Raw genomic sequence first — 15,612 nt, forward strand, 5'->3', positions numbered from 1 at the left:
GCCTCATTTTTTGCAGACATCATCATCGTTCTGTCAGCCCTGACCTCTCGCGACCGCTTTTGAGCTTTCCTTCGAGAGTGCGACTGTCGTATTGAGATAATAATGTCTCAGGATCTGATCGTAAGTAAAACCATGCTCCGCATAGTAGCAGGCGCCCCACTGTGACATTCCGACGCCGTGACCCCATCCGAAGGTGTGGAACACTACCTTGCCGTCGCTCACGCTCACGGTGAACGCCTGAGAGGTCATATCGAAAGCGTCCTGTATCTCTCTTGCAGGAACGCGCTTCTGTCCGTCGAGGGTGATGTAACCGACGTATCTGCCGCTGTAGATATCATCCATCACGAACCAGTTGTCGTAGTTGTCCGAAAGGCTGATGCCGAAAGCCGTCGCGATGATCGACTTGCACTCGTCGTAGCTGAAGGAGTACTCCAGTCCGTAGTTCGGGTCTTCGTAGTCGTATTCGCTGACTACCGCTCTGAGGTACGGGTAATAAACGTCCCAGATGCGCTCGCTCTCGACCGTGTAGCCTGCCGTCGAAGCAGAGTATACGGCGTTGATGATCTTGTTATCGTAGAAAACAGCCTGTCCCTCGACAGCGGAAACGCATTTCTCGATCTTGCTGTTGTAATCCGACTTGAGCCCGACCTCGGGAGTCAGACCGATAGTGTCGTTATACCGCAGGAAAGAGTAAGCCGCAACGATCTGAGCCTTGATAGCTTCCTCGTTCCATTCGCCGCCGATCTCGTTGTTCACGATACGGCAGAGCATCTCGTGGGCGTTCATGGTTACAGTGCTGCCCGAAATGATGTCATGGACTGTAAAATATTCATTCTTGACACTTCTTGTAGCCGTCAGATTGAGCGGTTCGGGCTTCGGATCATAGATCTCTGTCGAGCAGTTCTCATAGACCTTATCGAAAGCCTCGCCCTTTGCGAGACCTGTCTGTGTGCCCTTGCTCTTCATGGACCTTGCGGGTACAGCGCCGTTCATTTCGGCAGCCGCGGAAGTTCTTCCCGCCTTCTCCGCGTCCTTTTCAGCCTGAGTCTTTTTCTTGTCGATCTTGATGAGCATCTTGTAATCGTCAAGAGACGCCTTAGTCCCCGAGCTTCCCTTAGGGAGCTGAAGATCCGCGGCGCTGAGCGTTGTCACAGACACAGAACCCACGCTGTCCACAGCGTGTTCAGCCATTACGGAGCCAAGCTGCATATCGGCAGAGCGGATATGCAGGGAAGGTATCGGCTCATTATGTGCTATCTGCTGAGGTGCGGAGGGAGTAAACACATACTTTCCGCCAACGGCTATCAGACCTGCGCCCAGCACGACAGAACCCACAGAAGTCAGAACTCTTTTTGCAGTTTTTTTCATGATAAATCCTCAATGATCGTCCGCAGTCGGATACGAAAAAGCTTATCCAACGCCTAATTTTCATTATACCATAAAACACCGAAAAGTCAAGGAGATAAAACTGCTGCCCTGACTTTTCATTATTTTACACAACATCGTCCGACGCATCATGTGTAATACGCCGAACGACATAACTTTACTTAAAATATCTCTGTCCGTCGATCTCGGTGCAGAATGTCAGCGTCTCGAACCAAGCCGCAGTAGAGCTTCCACAGTAAGCGGGAGCGTAGTAGTAAACAGCTCCGTTGGAGTTGTCCTCACCGCCAAGGGCACGCTTAGCGCACTCGATGGTGTTCTCGTTCGGAACGGTGGTGCCGTTGTAGTAGCCGTAGATAGCGTCGAACTGTCCGGGAGAAGTGAGCACCTCGGAGATGCTGTTGGGGAAGAGGGGGGACTTTACGCGGTTGAGAATCACGTTTGCCACCGCGATCTTGCTCGCCTCGGAGCAGTTGCCGACCTCACCCTGAAGAACATAGCAGAGCATATCGAACTCTGTCTCGGTGTAGTCAACGGTGGGATTAGTTACCTTCTTTTCGTCCTCGGGCTTTGTATCGGTGAGATACTTCTTGAGGCAGTAGCCTGTCTCGCCGTCAGCCTTGATCCTGTACCAGTCGCTGTTGTAGCCTGTAACGATGACCTCGGAACCTGTGCCGAGCACTCTGAGGACATCACCGCTGAGGGAAGGCTGCTCTCTGAGGTTAACGCCCTCGGAGGTGTACATGGTCTTAACGCCGCAGCTCTTTATCTCGTCGGTCACTTCCACGGTAGCGGGCTCGGTCTGAGCTGCTGTTGTGGTAGTGGTCTCGGCAGCGGTGGTAGTCTTAGCTGCCGCAGTCTCTATCTTGTTGGAAACTGTAGTCTCGCTCTTTGTGGTGGAAGAAGTCCTGAGAGTAGTCTTAGCAGCCGAAGTAGTGGTCTTAGACTTTGAAACAGCCGCAGCCTTCTTGACCGCAGCGCCTGCGCTGCTCTTTGTTGCCTTGACGGTCTCTACAACGAGGTCGTACTCGTCGATGCCAGCCTTGCGCCATGTTTCGGCAGCCTGTGAGGAAGTCTGAGCGGTCTCTTCGGTGATGACGGAGGACTGCTCCGCAGCAGTCTGAGTTACCGAGAACTTGGGCAGAGCCTTGTTTTCGATATTGGTGGGGATAGCGCGTCCGCCGAGCATCGCATAGACGCCCACAGCGCCGACTGCAACAACAGCCGCAGCTCCCAGTCCCAGAACGCTGCCTGCTCTCTTTACGAAAGTGACCTCACGTTCGTCATTATTCTCTTTAAGCGATTCGTTGAAGTTTTCCTGCTTCATTTCAGTATCACATTACCTTTCCGACGGTCAGACCGTCATTATCCGTGCCGTGAACACACGGACTAAAAAAATTCAAGTACCTTTTGGCTTTATCAGTAAGCCCAGCCGAGATACTTTCTGCTGTTTCCCCAGACGTTTCTCCACACCTGCGGGAAGTAGATATCCTTATCTTTCTTGTCCTGATAGGAGGCGATGACCGCTTCCTTATCGTCATCCTCGTCGAGCTTCTTGGCGATTATTACCCATCTCATATTCGCGACCTCATTTGAGCAGGTCGAGAGGGTGATATAATCGTCTTCGGGGTCGCACTGGATGTCTACCGAGTACCAGGAAGCCTTCGCGATGTTATCGAGCCATGTGCTGAACTTGTAGTCGCCGTCGTCGAAGTTGCGGTAGCGCCAGTAATCGAAGAGATGACCGTTGTCCTGCGACTCGTTGATAGCAGCCACGAAGCAGCTGATTATCGCATATTCCTGATTGCTCTCGTAGATGGTGTTGAATTCGATTATCGGATGTTTTCTGAGAAATTTGATGCCGCTCTTATACTCTGCCAGATGTGTGAAGGAGGTACCGAGCTTTCTCATATGGTGTCCGTAGATCGTGATATTGTCAGCCTGACCGTCCGCGTTTATCGGGATAAGGTAGTCGGCGTAAATGCTGCCCGACTCGTAAGGCTGATTGTCAATGTTGTGTGTGAGGTACCAGTCGTTGTCCTCATGCTGAAGTACGGGGAAGTTTATGTATTCCTTGCCGTCCGAATTGCAGAAGCCCGGGATCTTTATCCAGCCCACGACCTCTTTGTTTCTTTTCTGCAAGTCCTTCGCCCATTCCTGGACTTGTCTCTTCTGAGCCTCGGGAGCATCGGAACCGTCCTTTCCGCCCGTCTTCGCACCGACGATGTTCACCTCATCGGAAAAATCGGGTTCAAGTGACTGTATCTGAGCCGAGTACTCAAGAGTTTCCTTATCGGTCTCAAGGAAATCCGTCAGCTGGTTTATCGAGCTGCAAAACAGTACGATAGAACCAACGAAGATTATCTTTCTTATGACCTCGCCAGCTCCGTCGCCCTTCCAGGGAACGAAGTACTTGAAGAACCTGACGAAGAAATTTGAATTATCTCTCTGCTTCTCAAGTCCGAGGGTTTCGTTAGTCATAGACATATTCAGTTACCGTTCCTTTCTTCTTTCTTAAATTCATCCTCAAGCATTTCAAGGCTTTTAAGAACTGTCAGCTCACGGATACTTCTTCTGTCTAACTTTTCATATTCTTTATACAGTGCAAGGTCACGGGTAACAGTGCCGTTCTTTCCGCTCACCGAAACGTAGACGGTCCCGACGGGCTTTTCGTCAGTGCCGCCCGAGGGTCCTGCGATCCCCGTTATCCCGATGCCGAAGTCGGAGCCTGTGAGTTCCCTCACGCCCTCGCTCATCTCAGCGGCGGTCTCCGCGGAATACACGGTGAACCGTTCAAGCGTCTCACGCCTTACACCCACGAGCTTCATCTTCATCTCCTCGGTGTATGTCACCGCACCGCCGAGGAATACCGCCGACGCCCCCGCCACCGAAGTAACGGCTGCCGCAAGCGCTCCGCCCGTGCAGCTTTCCGCGCAGGACAGACTAAGCCCGTGTTCTGTCATATATTTTACAACACAAGCCGCTGCGCTGTCAATACTTTTTGTTACCGATTTGTTATCTTCGTAAAAATTCATAAAACTGCCCTCAAACTTTATGGGAATTATGCACATACAAAAACGACCAAATCAGGTCATTCTATGAATTTAATTAGGAATTTTAACCATAATATCATCTGTCCAAATGCTCGTACACGGTGAAACGTAATACTCGCGTAACATTTTTGCATTTTACTTGACATCCTCGAAAAATGTCGGAAACCCACGGAATACCGCAAAAAGAAGATGTTTTTTATCAAGCGTCAGCTGTACGTTTTTTTACACATATGTGCAAAGAACGGGATGAAAAAGTTACAGTTTGATACGGTTGTCATTTCTCTGTAACCGGCTGTAATTGTACAGAATTTGCGACAGAAAGAACTGTCCAAAAATGCCCGTTCGTAAAGTACATAGACTTGTCAGAGACATTTTTTCGTTATTCTGTCCTAAAAAAGACCCGCTGCCGAATTATGGCAAAAAAGCGGTGAAATGTCGCTATTTTTGTACTGTAAAGCCTTACAGGTTTACAGTTTCTTCGCCGCATCTGAACAGCTTAAACTGCGTATTTTCAACGGCTTTTGCGATCATCGGCTCGAAATCGAAAGAGGTCTGAGCCTTCACAACATCGTCAAGCTGCGGCTTGGTCTTCGGGTGCTTCGGCGTGAATACCGTGCAGCAGTCCTCGTAAGGGAGTATCGACGTGTCGAAGGTGCCGATGTCGCGCGCGATCTTTACGATCTCGGATTTGTCAAGTCCGATGCAGGGACGGAACACGGGCATACGGCAGGCCGCGTCGGTGCAGACGATCGCACCCATTGTCTGACTCGCCACCTGTCCCATGCTCTCGCCCGTGATAAGGCAGGAGCAGGTCTCGCGCTCGCAGATGCGTTGAGCGATTTCCATCATCAGACGGCGCATGATTATCGTGAACAGTTCCTCGGGGCAGTTGTCGCGGATCGCCACCTGAATGTCGGTGAAGGGCACGCAGTGGAAAGCGATGTCGCCGCAGTAAGCCGAGATCTCCTCGGCGAGTTTCTCGACCTTGAGTCTCGCGCGCTCGGAGGTGTAGGGCGGCGCTTCAAAGTGTATCGCCTGAAGCTGAACGCCGCGCTTTGCCATCATGTAGCCTGCAACAGGCGAGTCGATACCGCCCGACAGCAGGAGCATACCGCGTCCGCTGGTTCCGATGGGCAGACCGCCTGCACCGTCGATGTTCTGCGCGTGAACGAAGGCGTGCTTTTCGCGGATCTCGACCATGACCAGCACATCGGGATTCTTCACGTCAACGGTCAGGTGCGGGAACTTTTCAAGGAGCTTTCCGCCCAGCTCGGCGCAGATCTCGGGGGACTTCGCAGGAAACTGCTTGTCAGCACGCTTTGCCTCGACCTTAAAGGTTTTCGCGTCTTCGAGGGCGTCGGTCAGGTACTCGATCGGGTCGCGGAGTATAGACTCCATCGACTTCTCGACCTCCAGCGCTCGGCAGAGCTTCACGATGCCGAAAACGTGCTTCAGCTCTTCGAGCACCTCATCCATATCGGTATCCTCGGAATTGGGGTAAACGTACAGCGTGGACTGTGCTCTCCAGAGCTCGAAGCTGCCATACCTGCGCAGACGTCTTTTAACGTTCTTGACGAGCACGCTCTCGAAGGTGGACTTGTTCAGACCCTTCAGCGCGATCTCGCCGAATTTACAAAGTATGATCTCTTTCATTATCTGAGTTCCTTTCAAGAAATTGTCGATGTATGTCGCCTTATATATTATATATAGTACAGAACATTTGTTCTCCTGCTTTATTTGCTGACAAGTTCCCTGCCCGCGTCGTCGAGAGCGGCAAGAAGTGTGTTAACCTCATTTACTTGATTCATATATGAGAAGCTTATCCTGAGCGTTGAATCTGCAAGCTCATCGGGCACTCCGAACTCGCCGAGCACCGAACTTTTCTTTCCCTTCGAGCAAGCAGAACCACTTGACACGTATATTTCGCGCTTTTCGAGGTAGTGGAGAAGAACTTCCGAGCGAAGCCACTTGACAGCGATGCTGTTGACGTAGGGCGAAGCGCCGTCGGGCGAATTGAACAGGATGTTCGGGTGAGCTTCGGCGATCTGACTGCGGAGATAAGATGACAGCTCGCTGACGTGTTTGTATCTTTCGTCCAAATTTGCGGACAGTTGCTCGACAGCCGCGCCGAACGCCGCAATCAGCGGAACGCTCTCGGTACCCGAGCGGAATCCCCTTTCCTGACCGCCGCCGAACACCAGCGACGGAAGGTGCACGCCTTTTCGCACGTACAGCCCGCCGATGCCCTTGAGCGCATGGACCTTATGACCGCTGACCGAGATCATGTCGGCGTTCAGCTTTTTCGCCTTGACAGGCAGCTTCATAAAAGCCTGAACCGCGTCACAGTGGGTCAGGGTGTCGGGATGAAGTTTCTTGACGCGGCGGAAAACCTCGGCAACAGGCAGGACCGCACCCGTCTCATTGTTGCAGAGCATCATCGTGACCAGGCAGGTCCTGTCATCCACCTCGCGGACGAAATCCTCGGCAAAGAACACACGTTCGCCGTGCTCGTTCTCCCGCGGATGGACTCTAACGACCTCGAAGCCGCGTTCTTCGAGCACACTGCAAGGCTCGGCGACCGAAGGGTGCTCGACAGAGGAGACAACGATCTTCGGCTTGCGTTTGCCGAGCGAATTTGCGGCGCCGAAAATTGCGGTATTATTCGATTCTGTCGCCCCCGAAGTGAAGAAAAGCTCTTGATCCGTCACACCAAGCGCTCCCGAAATGATCTTGCGGGCGTAAGAGACTTTCTGCTGAGCAGTCAGCCCGAGACCGTGAAGCGAGGACGGGTTTCCGAAATCCTCCATCGCCTCGGCGACCGCCTTTTTAACTTGTTCGATCGGCGCAGTTGTCGCCGCATTGTCAAAATAGATCATGTTCTGCCCCTTTCCGAAGATTATCATTTTATTTTATCACATTTTTGTGAACAAAAAGCGTTACTTTGGAATAATTTTTAGTAAACGAACAATAATATATTTGCGATACGTTTTTATGTACAGATATTAACATTTGACCAAGTTTTTGCACATATAACAAGAAAGGATATATAAGCATATGAAATTCAGAAAAAGAACATTGATCCGCATAATGCTGTACGGAATAACCGCGCTCGCGATATTGATGACGCGCAACATCTCACTGATGCGTGAAAACAAAGCCAAGCAGACCTTCATAACAAACAGCTACCTTCGGGCGCTCGAGGACCTCGCAGTCGCCGCTGACAACATCAACTCAACTCTCGAAAAACAGCTTTACGCAGGTACCGCCGAACAGCAGGCAGCCCTCGCGAATAAACTGTTCAACGAAGCGTCTAATGCCAAGCTCGCGATGTCGCGCCTTCCCGTGACTCAGCTCAATCTTGAGAAGACCAACAAGTTCCTGTCTCAGGTCGGCAACTACGCGCGAGCCGCCGCCGATAAAAGCGCCTACGGTCAGGAACCCGATAAAGAATACTATAATAATTTGAAGAAGCTCCACAAGTTTGCAGTCAAACTTTCAGACGATCTATGGAAGCTTGAAAAAGAGATCTCATGCGGCGAGGCGTCGTTTGATGAAATTTCAGATAACTATATGGAGATCGAATCCGCTGACGTCGCTGAAAGCTTCACAGACTACGAGAAGGGTTTCACATCTTACCCAAGACTCATCTATGACGGTCCATTTTCTGACCACATCATGGAAAAGCAGCCCGAAATGACAAAGAGTGCCGATACGATATCTAAGAAAAAGGCGCTTCAGATAGCGTCATCAGCCGTCGGGGTTTCTTCAAACGATCTGACAGTGATCTACAATCGCGACGGGAATATGCCCGCATGGATATTTTCCGATACAGACGGAACCGTAAGCTGTGCTGTGACTCTGCAAGGTGGTTATGTTTCATATTTTGTTAAGTCAAGACAGCCGAATAGCAGTGAGCTATCTCTGAACGATGCGATTGAGAAGTGTTCCGAGTACCTGAAAGAGTGCGGATATAGCAATATGAAAGTGACTTACTACGAGCGTTCAGGAAACACAGTCACAGTAAATTTTGCCTATACGATCGACGACATCGTCTGCTACACCGACCTGATAAAGGTCACAGCCGCACTCGACAACGGCGAGATTCTTGGCCTCGAAGCCGACGGATATCTGACAAATCACACCCGCAGGCAGTTCCCAGAAAAGACCATGTCAGTTGCCGCCTGCAAGCAGCTGCTGTCACCGTACCTCAAATGCGTTTCGAGCTGCAAGGCGCTCATTCCGCTCGAAGGCGGAAAGGAAGCCTATTGCTACGAGTACAAGTGTAAAACCGACGAGGGACGAAATGTCCTTGTCTATTTCAACGTCCGTACCGGCAAAGAAGAGCAGATTCTGATCCTGCTTGAAAGTGAAAACGGAACGTTGACAATATAATAATATTAATCAAAAATGAGGTGAATTTATGAGTACAGATTTCAGTACTTCTATTACAAAACAGAACCTTATGCGAGCATTCGCAGGGGAATGTCAGGCTCACCTGAGATACTCGTTTGCCAAACAGCTTTGTGACGCTCAGAAAGATTTCGTTATTGGTATGCTTTTCAAATTCACGTCCGCACAGGAGAAGGAGCACGCCGAGGTTTTCTATAACTATCTGAAACAGCAGAACATTTCTGATTGCGAGTTTACAGCCGACTACCCCGTCGTCACAGGCAGTGATATCTGCAAGTTGTTATCTGACAGCCTGCAAAACGAACTTCGCGAAGCAAACGACATCTACCCGTCTTTTGCCGCCAAAGCCCGTGAAGAAGGCTTTTCCGAGATCGCACAGAGCATTGAAAACATCGCTTCGATCGAGCGTTCGCACGCCGAACGGTTCCGCACCTTCATCGAACTTTACCAAAACGGCAGGCTCTATTCATCCGAACAGCCCGAGCGTTGGATCTGCATGAACTGCGGCTATATCCTCGAAAGCGACTCCGTTCCCGAGAAATGTCCCGTTTGCAGCGCCGACCGCGGTTACTATATCCGCCTTTCAATGTCGGGCTGGGGTTTGTAAGCGTACAAAAAGTTCCCTTCAAGCATAACTCGAAGGGGACTTTTTTATAATAATATTATCTTAATATTTCAAAGAGCTTCCGCCAATGAACTCTCTTACCAGCGAATCCTTCGGCATGATATCATCAGGTATCGGGTCAAGCACATTTATCAGTTCGCTTATCGGTGCAAAGCGTTTATACCCGTCATAGCTGTTTTTCAGCTCTGCAAAGTCATCAATGATGTAGTTTCTGTACAGACTCGGTTCAAACGCGTGGAAAGTATCAAACTGTATATGCGCACGCTGCTTGAACGGTGCTATATAAAGATTTTCACCTCTCTGCACGCTATTAAACATATCGAGCGTTTCCGTAGGCTTGCGTCCGCGGAAGTTTCTGTCGCGGATGATACGGCGCATCGCACGGATAAGCTCGGGGTGAACAAGCTCGCCGTTCGGGAGCTGTATCCTCGTTCTTACGCTCACATACATACAGGTCGAGATGTCGTCATAGCCCGTGACCTCGGGATTCAGCGCATGGATGCCTTCAAAAAGCACCAGCTCACCCTTGCGGCGTTTCAGCTCGTAGCCCTCGATCCTGTCCTGTTCCTTAAAATCAAACCCCGGAACATTCACCGTCTCGCATTTTGCAAGAGCGCGCATATGCTCCTGCAAAAGCGCAATATCGATCCGATGCGGAGACTCATAGTCGATCTGATTATTTTCATCATAGATCTTTATCTGATCCTTCGGCAGGAAGTAGTTGTCCATCGACACCGTGTGGGTCTCAAGCCCCATTTTGTCAAGATAGCCCTCGACCTTGAGGGCGGTGGTCGTCTTGCCCGAGCCGCTGGGCCCCGCAAGCAGGATTATCGGGTGTTCCTTCAGATGCGCCGCGATCTTTTCGGCAGCGTCCTTGCATTTTTGGTCATATTCGTAGCAGCATTCCTCCACGAACCCTTTCGGGTCGCGGGCAGCCGCATTTATCTCACTGTAGTGGATTATTCTCATGAAATTGTGCTCCTATCTCACTGCTCCCATTTGGCGCAGAGGTTGTTCAATGTGTCGGTCATCTGAGCGAGTTCCTTGTTACTCAGACCCGACGATCTCGCGATCAGTTTTTGCAGTCTGTCCGCCGCCGCTTTCAGCCGCAGGTAAGGCGTGCTCTCGAAGGCAGTCTTGGCGGCAGGTCTCGGCTCGGCGTTGACGAACTCATTGGTCAGCAGGTCGAGGGTCGCGCCGCTGTACGGGCAATCGACCGTCAGACCCATCTCCTCACGAAGATGCGCGGCGTATTCCTCCATGACCGTGTCCTCGCCGTGGTTCACGATGACGTGCTGCAAACCGCCGATGGCACTGATCCAGCGGTCGAGCCCGTTTTTGTCGGCGTGACCGCTCATTCCGGGCAGTTGCATGATGGTCGCACCCACCGCGATGTCCTCACCGAAGAGCTTGACAGTCCGCGCTCCCTCGATCAGCTTGCGGCCAAGAGTGCCGACCGCCTGATAGCCCACGAACAGCACAAGGCACTCACGCCGCCAGAGGTTGTGCTTGAGGTGGTGCTTGATGCGGCCTGCCTCGCACATACCGCTCGCCGAGATGATGACCTTCGGCTTCTTGTCGAAGTTGATGGCTCGCGATTCGTCGCTGGTGACCGCGATCTTCAGACCGTTGAAGCTGATGGGGTTGACCCCTGCGGTGACGTACCTGAGCGCCTCCTCGTCGTAGCAGGAATCCTCGTTGCGGTTGAAAATGGCGGTGGCTTCGATGGCGAGGGGCGAGTCCACGTACACGTCGAAATCGGGCACGCTGGTCACCAGCATCTCCTGCTTGATCTGCCTGAAATGGTAGAGCAGTTCCTGAGTCCTGCCCACCGCAAACGACGGTATCACAACGTTTCCGCCGTTCCCGAGCGTTTCATCGACCACCTTCGCCAGCGCTTCGGCGTAGTCACTCGGCTTGTCGTGCAGCCTGTTGCCGTAGGTCGATTCCATCACTGCATAGTCTGCCTTCTCGAAGTACTGCGGCTCACGAATCAGCGGGATGTGTTCGTTGCCGATGTCGCCCGAGAACACTATCGTCCGCGTCTCGCCGTCCTCGGTCAGGGTCAGTTTTATCCCCGACGACCCCAGCAGATGTCCCGCGTCGCGGAACATCACGCGGATGCCCTCCGAAAGCTCGGTCTCATCCTCGTAGGCGTGAGGGCAGAGTGCCTCGATAGCCTTTTCCGCGTCAGCCATCGTGTAGAGCGGCGTCACTTCCTTGACGCCCTTACGCTTGCCCTTACGGCTGCGCCACTCGGCTTCAAACTCCTGTATGTGCGCCGAATCGCGGAGCATTATCGAACAAAGGTTCGCGGTCGCTTTCTGGCAGTGTATCTTCCCTGCGAAGCCGCCTGCGCAAAGCAGCGGCAGCAGTCCGGAGTGATCTATATGAGCGTGCGTCAGCAGCACGAAGTCTATCTCCGACGGAGCACAGGGGATCTGGTCGTTCTCATAAACGTTTATGCCCTGTTCCATACCGAAATCCACGAGGAATTTCTTCCCGCACGCCTCGATGAAGGTGCAGCTTCCGGTGACCTCATGTGTCGCACCGATAAAAGTCAGTTTCATAACATCATCGCCTTTCCGAGAGAGTTACCTCTCCATGTAATATTCTACCATATTTCACAGCTTTTTTCAATAGCTTTTTGTCATTTTTGTGCATTTTCACGAATCTTTTCGTCGATATTTCGTCATTCCGTTTCCGATTTTTCACACCGGACAAAATGAACCGCTCCCACATTATATGCAGGAGCGGATAATTTCATTTTTCAGCTTTTCACGCTGTCAGCTCACGGAACTTTCTCCTCGGAGGAAGAATCAGCCTTGCTCTCAGCAGCGGACTCAGCCTTGCTTTCGTCTGCCTTGCTGTCAGCTGCGGACTCATCAGCCTTGGACTCGTCTGCCTTGCTCTCGTCAGCCTTGGATTCATCAGCCTTCGACTCGTCAGCCTTGGACTCGGTAGAAGCCTCGCCGCCGTTGCCGAATGCATTTACAGTGTAGCCTGCGAGACCCTCAACAGCCTCGATAGCGTCTCTGTTCTTCTCATAGAAGGTGTAATCAACATCTTCGGTGCTCGAATAGGTACCGTCGGTATTGATAATGTTGTCAACGTAAGCAACGATGTAGAAGCTCTGCTTGCCGCCGTTATCGAGTGTAACATCGACCTTGTATACTCTGCTGATCCTGTTAACAGCAGCACCCCAGCCGAGGGACGAATAATCGGTGATATCGTTCATGCTGTAGTAGTTGGAAACAGCCTTGAGCGATACAGACTTAGCCTTATCGTCGAGCGAAACGCCGTCTCTCAGGTACTTATTGCCCTGGATGTACTGCTTGAGGGTTGTCTCGGCATTGGCGAAGGTCTCTTCAAGAGCAGCGTTAGCGTCGGGAGCCTCAGCAGCGGTAGCATAGTGAGGAGCGGTCTCGGGAATAGTTATGTCAACATAGCTGTAACCGTCGTCGTCAACATCCTTGAGCTTGTAGCCTGCTTCCTTGAGGCTGTAGTAGCCGTATACTCTTACCTTGATGGTGTCGCCTGCCTTGTATCGGTCATTGTAGCTGTCTTCGATACCTACGGAGATGTAATCAGCGTACTTGGAGCCGCTCTTTACCTTAGCGGTAACATCGAGGAACGGAGAAGCTCCCGAGTACTCAAGCTCGATCTCCTCTGCGGGATCAACAACTTCAAGACCCTTCAGACCCTCAACGGTGTATTCCTTTGAAACATTGGATGACTCGTAAGGCCATACATAGAGCTTGCCGTCATTAGCGAACCAGAAGCCCTTCTTCTCGTCCTTGTTGTCGAGGTAGTGGATGTCGTAAGTCTCGCAGCTTGCGGTGAACTTCAGCTTGTCGCCGTTGCTCAGACCGTAGTTGGAGCCTTCGTTGTAGATGTAAACGAACTTGTAGTCGCCGCCGTAGGAGTCGTAACTGCACGAACCCTCGCTGTCAAGACCCTCGAACTTGGGCTTGAAGCCTGCGAAAGCGTCGTCGATGGTGATAGCCTCTGTAAGACCCTTTACCTCAACTTCCCAGGAAGTGTTCTCAAGCTTGATCTTGTTCTCCTTGAGGTATTCCTCATCGAAATCTACCTCTAAGGTGACCTTGTCGCCATTCTTCAGACCGTTCTCCTTGGAAGGCTTTACCTTGAGCGTGAACTCATTCTTCTTCTTATCTACTTCGAGAAGAGCATCTCTCTTATCCTTAGCGTCGCTCTTGTCCTTGGACTTCTTGTAAGCCTTGAGCAGGTCTTTTCTGTCGTCCGAGAAGTAGTTGCTGTACTCGACCTTTTTCTTCTTGGTGAGCTCATCGTCATCGTCGCTGTCGTTCTTGATAACGAAAGCCTTGGTCTGGGAGTAGTCCTCCATCTCAACCTTGTACTCAGTGTAAGCGAGAACAGGGTCGATATCGAGCTGTGCGTAGCAAATACCGTAGCCGTTAGGACCCGAGAACGAAACATCGAACAGATCCTTGGCGTCGATCTTCTCGTAGCTGAATACCGACTTCAGGATCACCGCGATAACGATGATAACTACGAGAGCTGCTGCTGCGATTATCAGCGGGATCGGATTCATTTTCTTCTTATCTGCTGTACCGCCGCTCACGCCAAAGCCCGACTGTGTCTGCTCCTGAGCGGGAGCGCTGTAAGCAGGCTGTGAGTAATCTGTCTGGATCTGCTCGGCGGGAGCTGCCCCTTCGAGCTGAGCGCCGCACGACTGACAGAACTTATCTGTATCAGAGTTCTGTGTGCCGCATTTCGGACAAAAAACTGCCATATCTGTGTACCTCCATCTTTTGGGATAACTGTAAAATAATAAATGAGAGAGCCGAAACGGTCGCAAACCGCCTTATTTCGCAACTCTACTCTTCTAAATTATAATATATTTTTACAATAAAGTCAATAGAAAAAAACACCTAATTATCACAAACGAATCAATCTCACTTTATGGTATTATAACCAAATGTATTTTCGGCATATATAATTGTATATTCCCCGTTTTGGCAGCAAAATATCACCCGAAAACGCGTTCTGCGGCGTTCACGGGTGATGATGCCGATATCGTTTTCGCAGCCCCTCAGAGCACTCCCGAAAGGCGCGGACGCTGTTCCTCGAAGATGATACGCGCCCTCTCACGCAGCGCCCGAAGCTCTGCCGCAAGTTCCTCGCCGTATTTATGCCGTATCACAGCCACCGAAACGCTCATGTCCTCCAGCGACTCCGAGCGCGTGATGAACGAGCTTTTTGAATAGTAGCTGTCCCAGTATTCCTCCAGTGCCTCCACCGCGGTCTCGCGGCTTTCGGAATCGTGCGCTTCGGCACAGCGTTCAATGCGGCGGCACAGTTCTTCCGTCGTCCCCTTCAGCACCCTCAGCGAACCCCACGATCCTGCCGCCACCGCAAAAAATATCACCGAGCAAAGTATCAGCCTTCTCATCTGTTCTTCTCCTTTTTCAGCACCGTTGTCTTTCCGCTCCCGTCGCAGGTCATGATGAAAACATCCTGCTCGGTCACACCCTCCTTCGCCAGCGTCCGTTTCAGCCACTTCCCGTCCCGCTTCACTCGCGAGAGTGCGCCCCTGACCAGCACGCCGTCCTCGATAAGCACTACGGGCGGGTCGCCGTCGTCCTCCTGTTCGCCCAGGTCGCCGAGGGTCACGGGCTGAAATTCCTTCTTCACGTACACCGAGATCTGACCCGTGGTCTCCACCATCGCCAGCTGCACCTGCGATATGTCGAACACCTGCTGCGCCCTGAGCGCTTCAAACAGGTCGTCCACCGTGAAGCGGAGCCTGCGCATCGCGTTCTGGTCGAGCTTGCCGTTCGAGATCAGCACCTTCGGCGAACCGCAGAGCAGCCTTCTCACCGCCCCCGACTTCATGGTGAGATACGAGAAGAACACGTCGAGACAGACTATCGTCAGTATCGGTATCAGCCCCATCGCCAGCGGGATGTTCACGTCCTCGATGGGCAGCGTCGCGATGTTCGAGAGCATGATGGTCACCACCAGCTCGCTGGGTTGCAACTCCCCCAGCTGACGTTTTCCCATCAGCCGCACGCAGAAGATTATCACGATGTACAGCAGCACCGCACGTATATACACTATGAGCAAATTTATCACCTCACGGTTAGTATCGCCGAT

Annotated in this window: 13 protein-coding genes; 2 read left to right on the forward strand and 11 right to left on the reverse strand. The window is 51.7% G+C overall.

Annotation, left to right across the window (positions count from 1 at the left end):
- Window positions 1-33 precede the first annotated feature (33 nt).
- The 6 genes from BT142_RS07145 to BT142_RS07170 form a co-directional block, all read right to left on the reverse strand.
- Complete coding sequence (locus tag BT142_RS07145) at window positions 34-1,368, reverse strand: SpoIID/LytB domain-containing protein (RefSeq protein WP_072417526.1); 1,335 nt, start codon at window positions 1,366-1,368, stop codon at window positions 34-36.
- 175 nt (window positions 1,369-1,543) lie between these two features.
- Entirely contained in the window at window positions 1,544-2,710 is a 1,167-nt protein-coding gene (locus BT142_RS07150) for a cell wall hydrolase (protein ID WP_072417527.1), read from the reverse strand.
- A 92-nt stretch (window positions 2,711-2,802) separates the two neighbouring features.
- Entirely contained in the window at window positions 2,803-3,864 is a 1,062-nt protein-coding gene (locus BT142_RS07155) for a class B sortase (RefSeq protein ID WP_242871941.1), read from the reverse strand.
- Window positions 3,865-3,872: 8 nt separating this feature from the next.
- The gene (locus BT142_RS07160) at window positions 3,873-4,454 is read right to left on the reverse strand and encodes a CinA family protein (RefSeq protein ID WP_347497643.1); all 582 of its coding nucleotides are present in this window, start codon (window positions 4,452-4,454) and stop codon (window positions 3,873-3,875) included.
- A gap of 441 nt (window positions 4,455-4,895) precedes the next feature.
- Complete coding sequence (thiI, locus tag BT142_RS07165) at window positions 4,896-6,089, reverse strand: tRNA uracil 4-sulfurtransferase ThiI (RefSeq protein ID WP_072417530.1); 1,194 nt, start codon at window positions 6,087-6,089, stop codon at window positions 4,896-4,898.
- Between the two features lie 80 nt (window positions 6,090-6,169).
- Window positions 6,170-7,312 (reverse strand): cysteine desulfurase family protein, encoded by a 1,143-nt coding sequence (locus BT142_RS07170; protein ID WP_072417676.1) that lies wholly within the window; start codon window positions 7,310-7,312, stop codon window positions 6,170-6,172.
- A gap of 178 nt (window positions 7,313-7,490) precedes the next feature.
- Between BT142_RS07170 and BT142_RS07175 the strand changes: the two genes are divergently transcribed.
- Both BT142_RS07175 and BT142_RS07180 read left to right on the forward strand, forming a co-directional pair.
- On the forward strand, window positions 7,491-8,828 hold the full coding sequence (locus tag BT142_RS07175; protein ID WP_072417531.1) for a PepSY1/2 domain-containing protein: 1,338 nt from the start codon (window positions 7,491-7,493) through the stop codon (window positions 8,826-8,828).
- Between the two features lie 28 nt (window positions 8,829-8,856).
- The gene (locus BT142_RS07180; RefSeq protein ID WP_072417532.1) at window positions 8,857-9,453 is read left to right on the forward strand and encodes a rubrerythrin family protein; all 597 of its coding nucleotides are present in this window, start codon (window positions 8,857-8,859) and stop codon (window positions 9,451-9,453) included.
- A 60-nt stretch (window positions 9,454-9,513) separates the two neighbouring features.
- On the opposite strand, the gene BT142_RS07185 is transcribed toward BT142_RS07180, so the two are convergent.
- The 5 genes from BT142_RS07185 to BT142_RS07205 all read right to left on the reverse strand — a co-directional run bounded on the left by BT142_RS07185 (window position 9,514) and on the right by BT142_RS07205 (window position 15,573).
- Window positions 9,514-10,440, reverse strand: a complete 927-nt coding sequence (locus tag BT142_RS07185) for a uridine kinase family protein (protein ID WP_072417533.1) — start codon at window positions 10,438-10,440, stop codon at window positions 9,514-9,516.
- A 17-nt stretch (window positions 10,441-10,457) separates the two neighbouring features.
- A complete protein-coding gene (locus BT142_RS07190; protein ID WP_072417534.1) occupies window positions 10,458-12,041 on the reverse strand; it encodes an MBL fold metallo-hydrolase RNA specificity domain-containing protein in 1,584 nt (527 codons plus the stop codon).
- A gap of 221 nt (window positions 12,042-12,262) precedes the next feature.
- Window positions 12,263-14,248 (reverse strand): zinc ribbon domain-containing protein, encoded by a 1,986-nt coding sequence (locus tag BT142_RS07195; protein ID WP_072417535.1) that lies wholly within the window; start codon window positions 14,246-14,248, stop codon window positions 12,263-12,265.
- Between the two features lie 300 nt (window positions 14,249-14,548).
- Window positions 14,549-14,908 carry a DUF4363 family protein gene (locus BT142_RS07200; protein ID WP_072417536.1) on the reverse strand — a complete coding sequence of 120 codons (360 nt, stop codon included), beginning with the start codon at window positions 14,906-14,908 and terminating at the stop codon, window positions 14,549-14,551.
- Window positions 14,905-15,573: a DUF421 domain-containing protein gene (locus BT142_RS07205; RefSeq protein WP_242871942.1), complete on the reverse strand. Its 669-nt coding sequence runs from the start codon at window positions 15,571-15,573 to the stop codon at window positions 14,905-14,907. The genes BT142_RS07200 and BT142_RS07205 overlap by 4 nt, the downstream gene beginning before the upstream one ends.
- Between the last annotated feature and the right edge of the window lie 39 nt (window positions 15,574-15,612).

This window comes from Ruminococcus sp. YE71 (assembly GCF_900119155.1).
Taxonomy (GTDB): domain Bacteria; phylum Bacillota; class Clostridia; order Oscillospirales; family Ruminococcaceae; genus YE71.

Coding starts and splice junctions, on each gene's coding strand:
- BT142_RS07145 (WP_072417526.1), bottom strand. CDS start 1,368: ATGAAAAAAACTGCAAAAAGAGTTCTGACTTCTGTGGGTTCTGTCGTG.
- BT142_RS07150 (WP_072417527.1), bottom strand. CDS start 2,710: ATGAAGCAGGAAAACTTCAACGAATCGCTTAAAGAGAATAATGACGAA.
- BT142_RS07155 (WP_242871941.1), bottom strand. CDS start 3,864: ATGACTAACGAAACCCTCGGACTTGAGAAGCAGAGAGATAATTCAAAT.
- BT142_RS07160 (WP_347497643.1), bottom strand. CDS start 4,454: ATGTGCATAATTCCCATAAAGTTTGAGGGCAGTTTTATGAATTTTTAC.
- thiI (WP_072417530.1), bottom strand. CDS start 6,089: ATGAAAGAGATCATACTTTGTAAATTCGGCGAGATCGCGCTGAAGGGT.
- BT142_RS07170 (WP_072417676.1), bottom strand. CDS start 7,312: ATGATCTATTTTGACAATGCGGCGACAACTGCGCCGATCGAACAAGTT.
- BT142_RS07175 (WP_072417531.1), top strand. CDS start 7,491: ATGAAATTCAGAAAAAGAACATTGATCCGCATAATGCTGTACGGAATA.
- BT142_RS07180 (WP_072417532.1), top strand. CDS start 8,857: ATGAGTACAGATTTCAGTACTTCTATTACAAAACAGAACCTTATGCGA.
- BT142_RS07185 (WP_072417533.1), bottom strand. CDS start 10,440: ATGAGAATAATCCACTACAGTGAGATAAATGCGGCTGCCCGCGACCCG.
- BT142_RS07190 (WP_072417534.1), bottom strand. CDS start 12,041: ATGAAACTGACTTTTATCGGTGCGACACATGAGGTCACCGGAAGCTGC.
- BT142_RS07195 (WP_072417535.1), bottom strand. CDS start 14,248: ATGGCAGTTTTTTGTCCGAAATGCGGCACACAGAACTCTGATACAGAT.
- BT142_RS07200 (WP_072417536.1), bottom strand. CDS start 14,908: ATGAGAAGGCTGATACTTTGCTCGGTGATATTTTTTGCGGTGGCGGCA.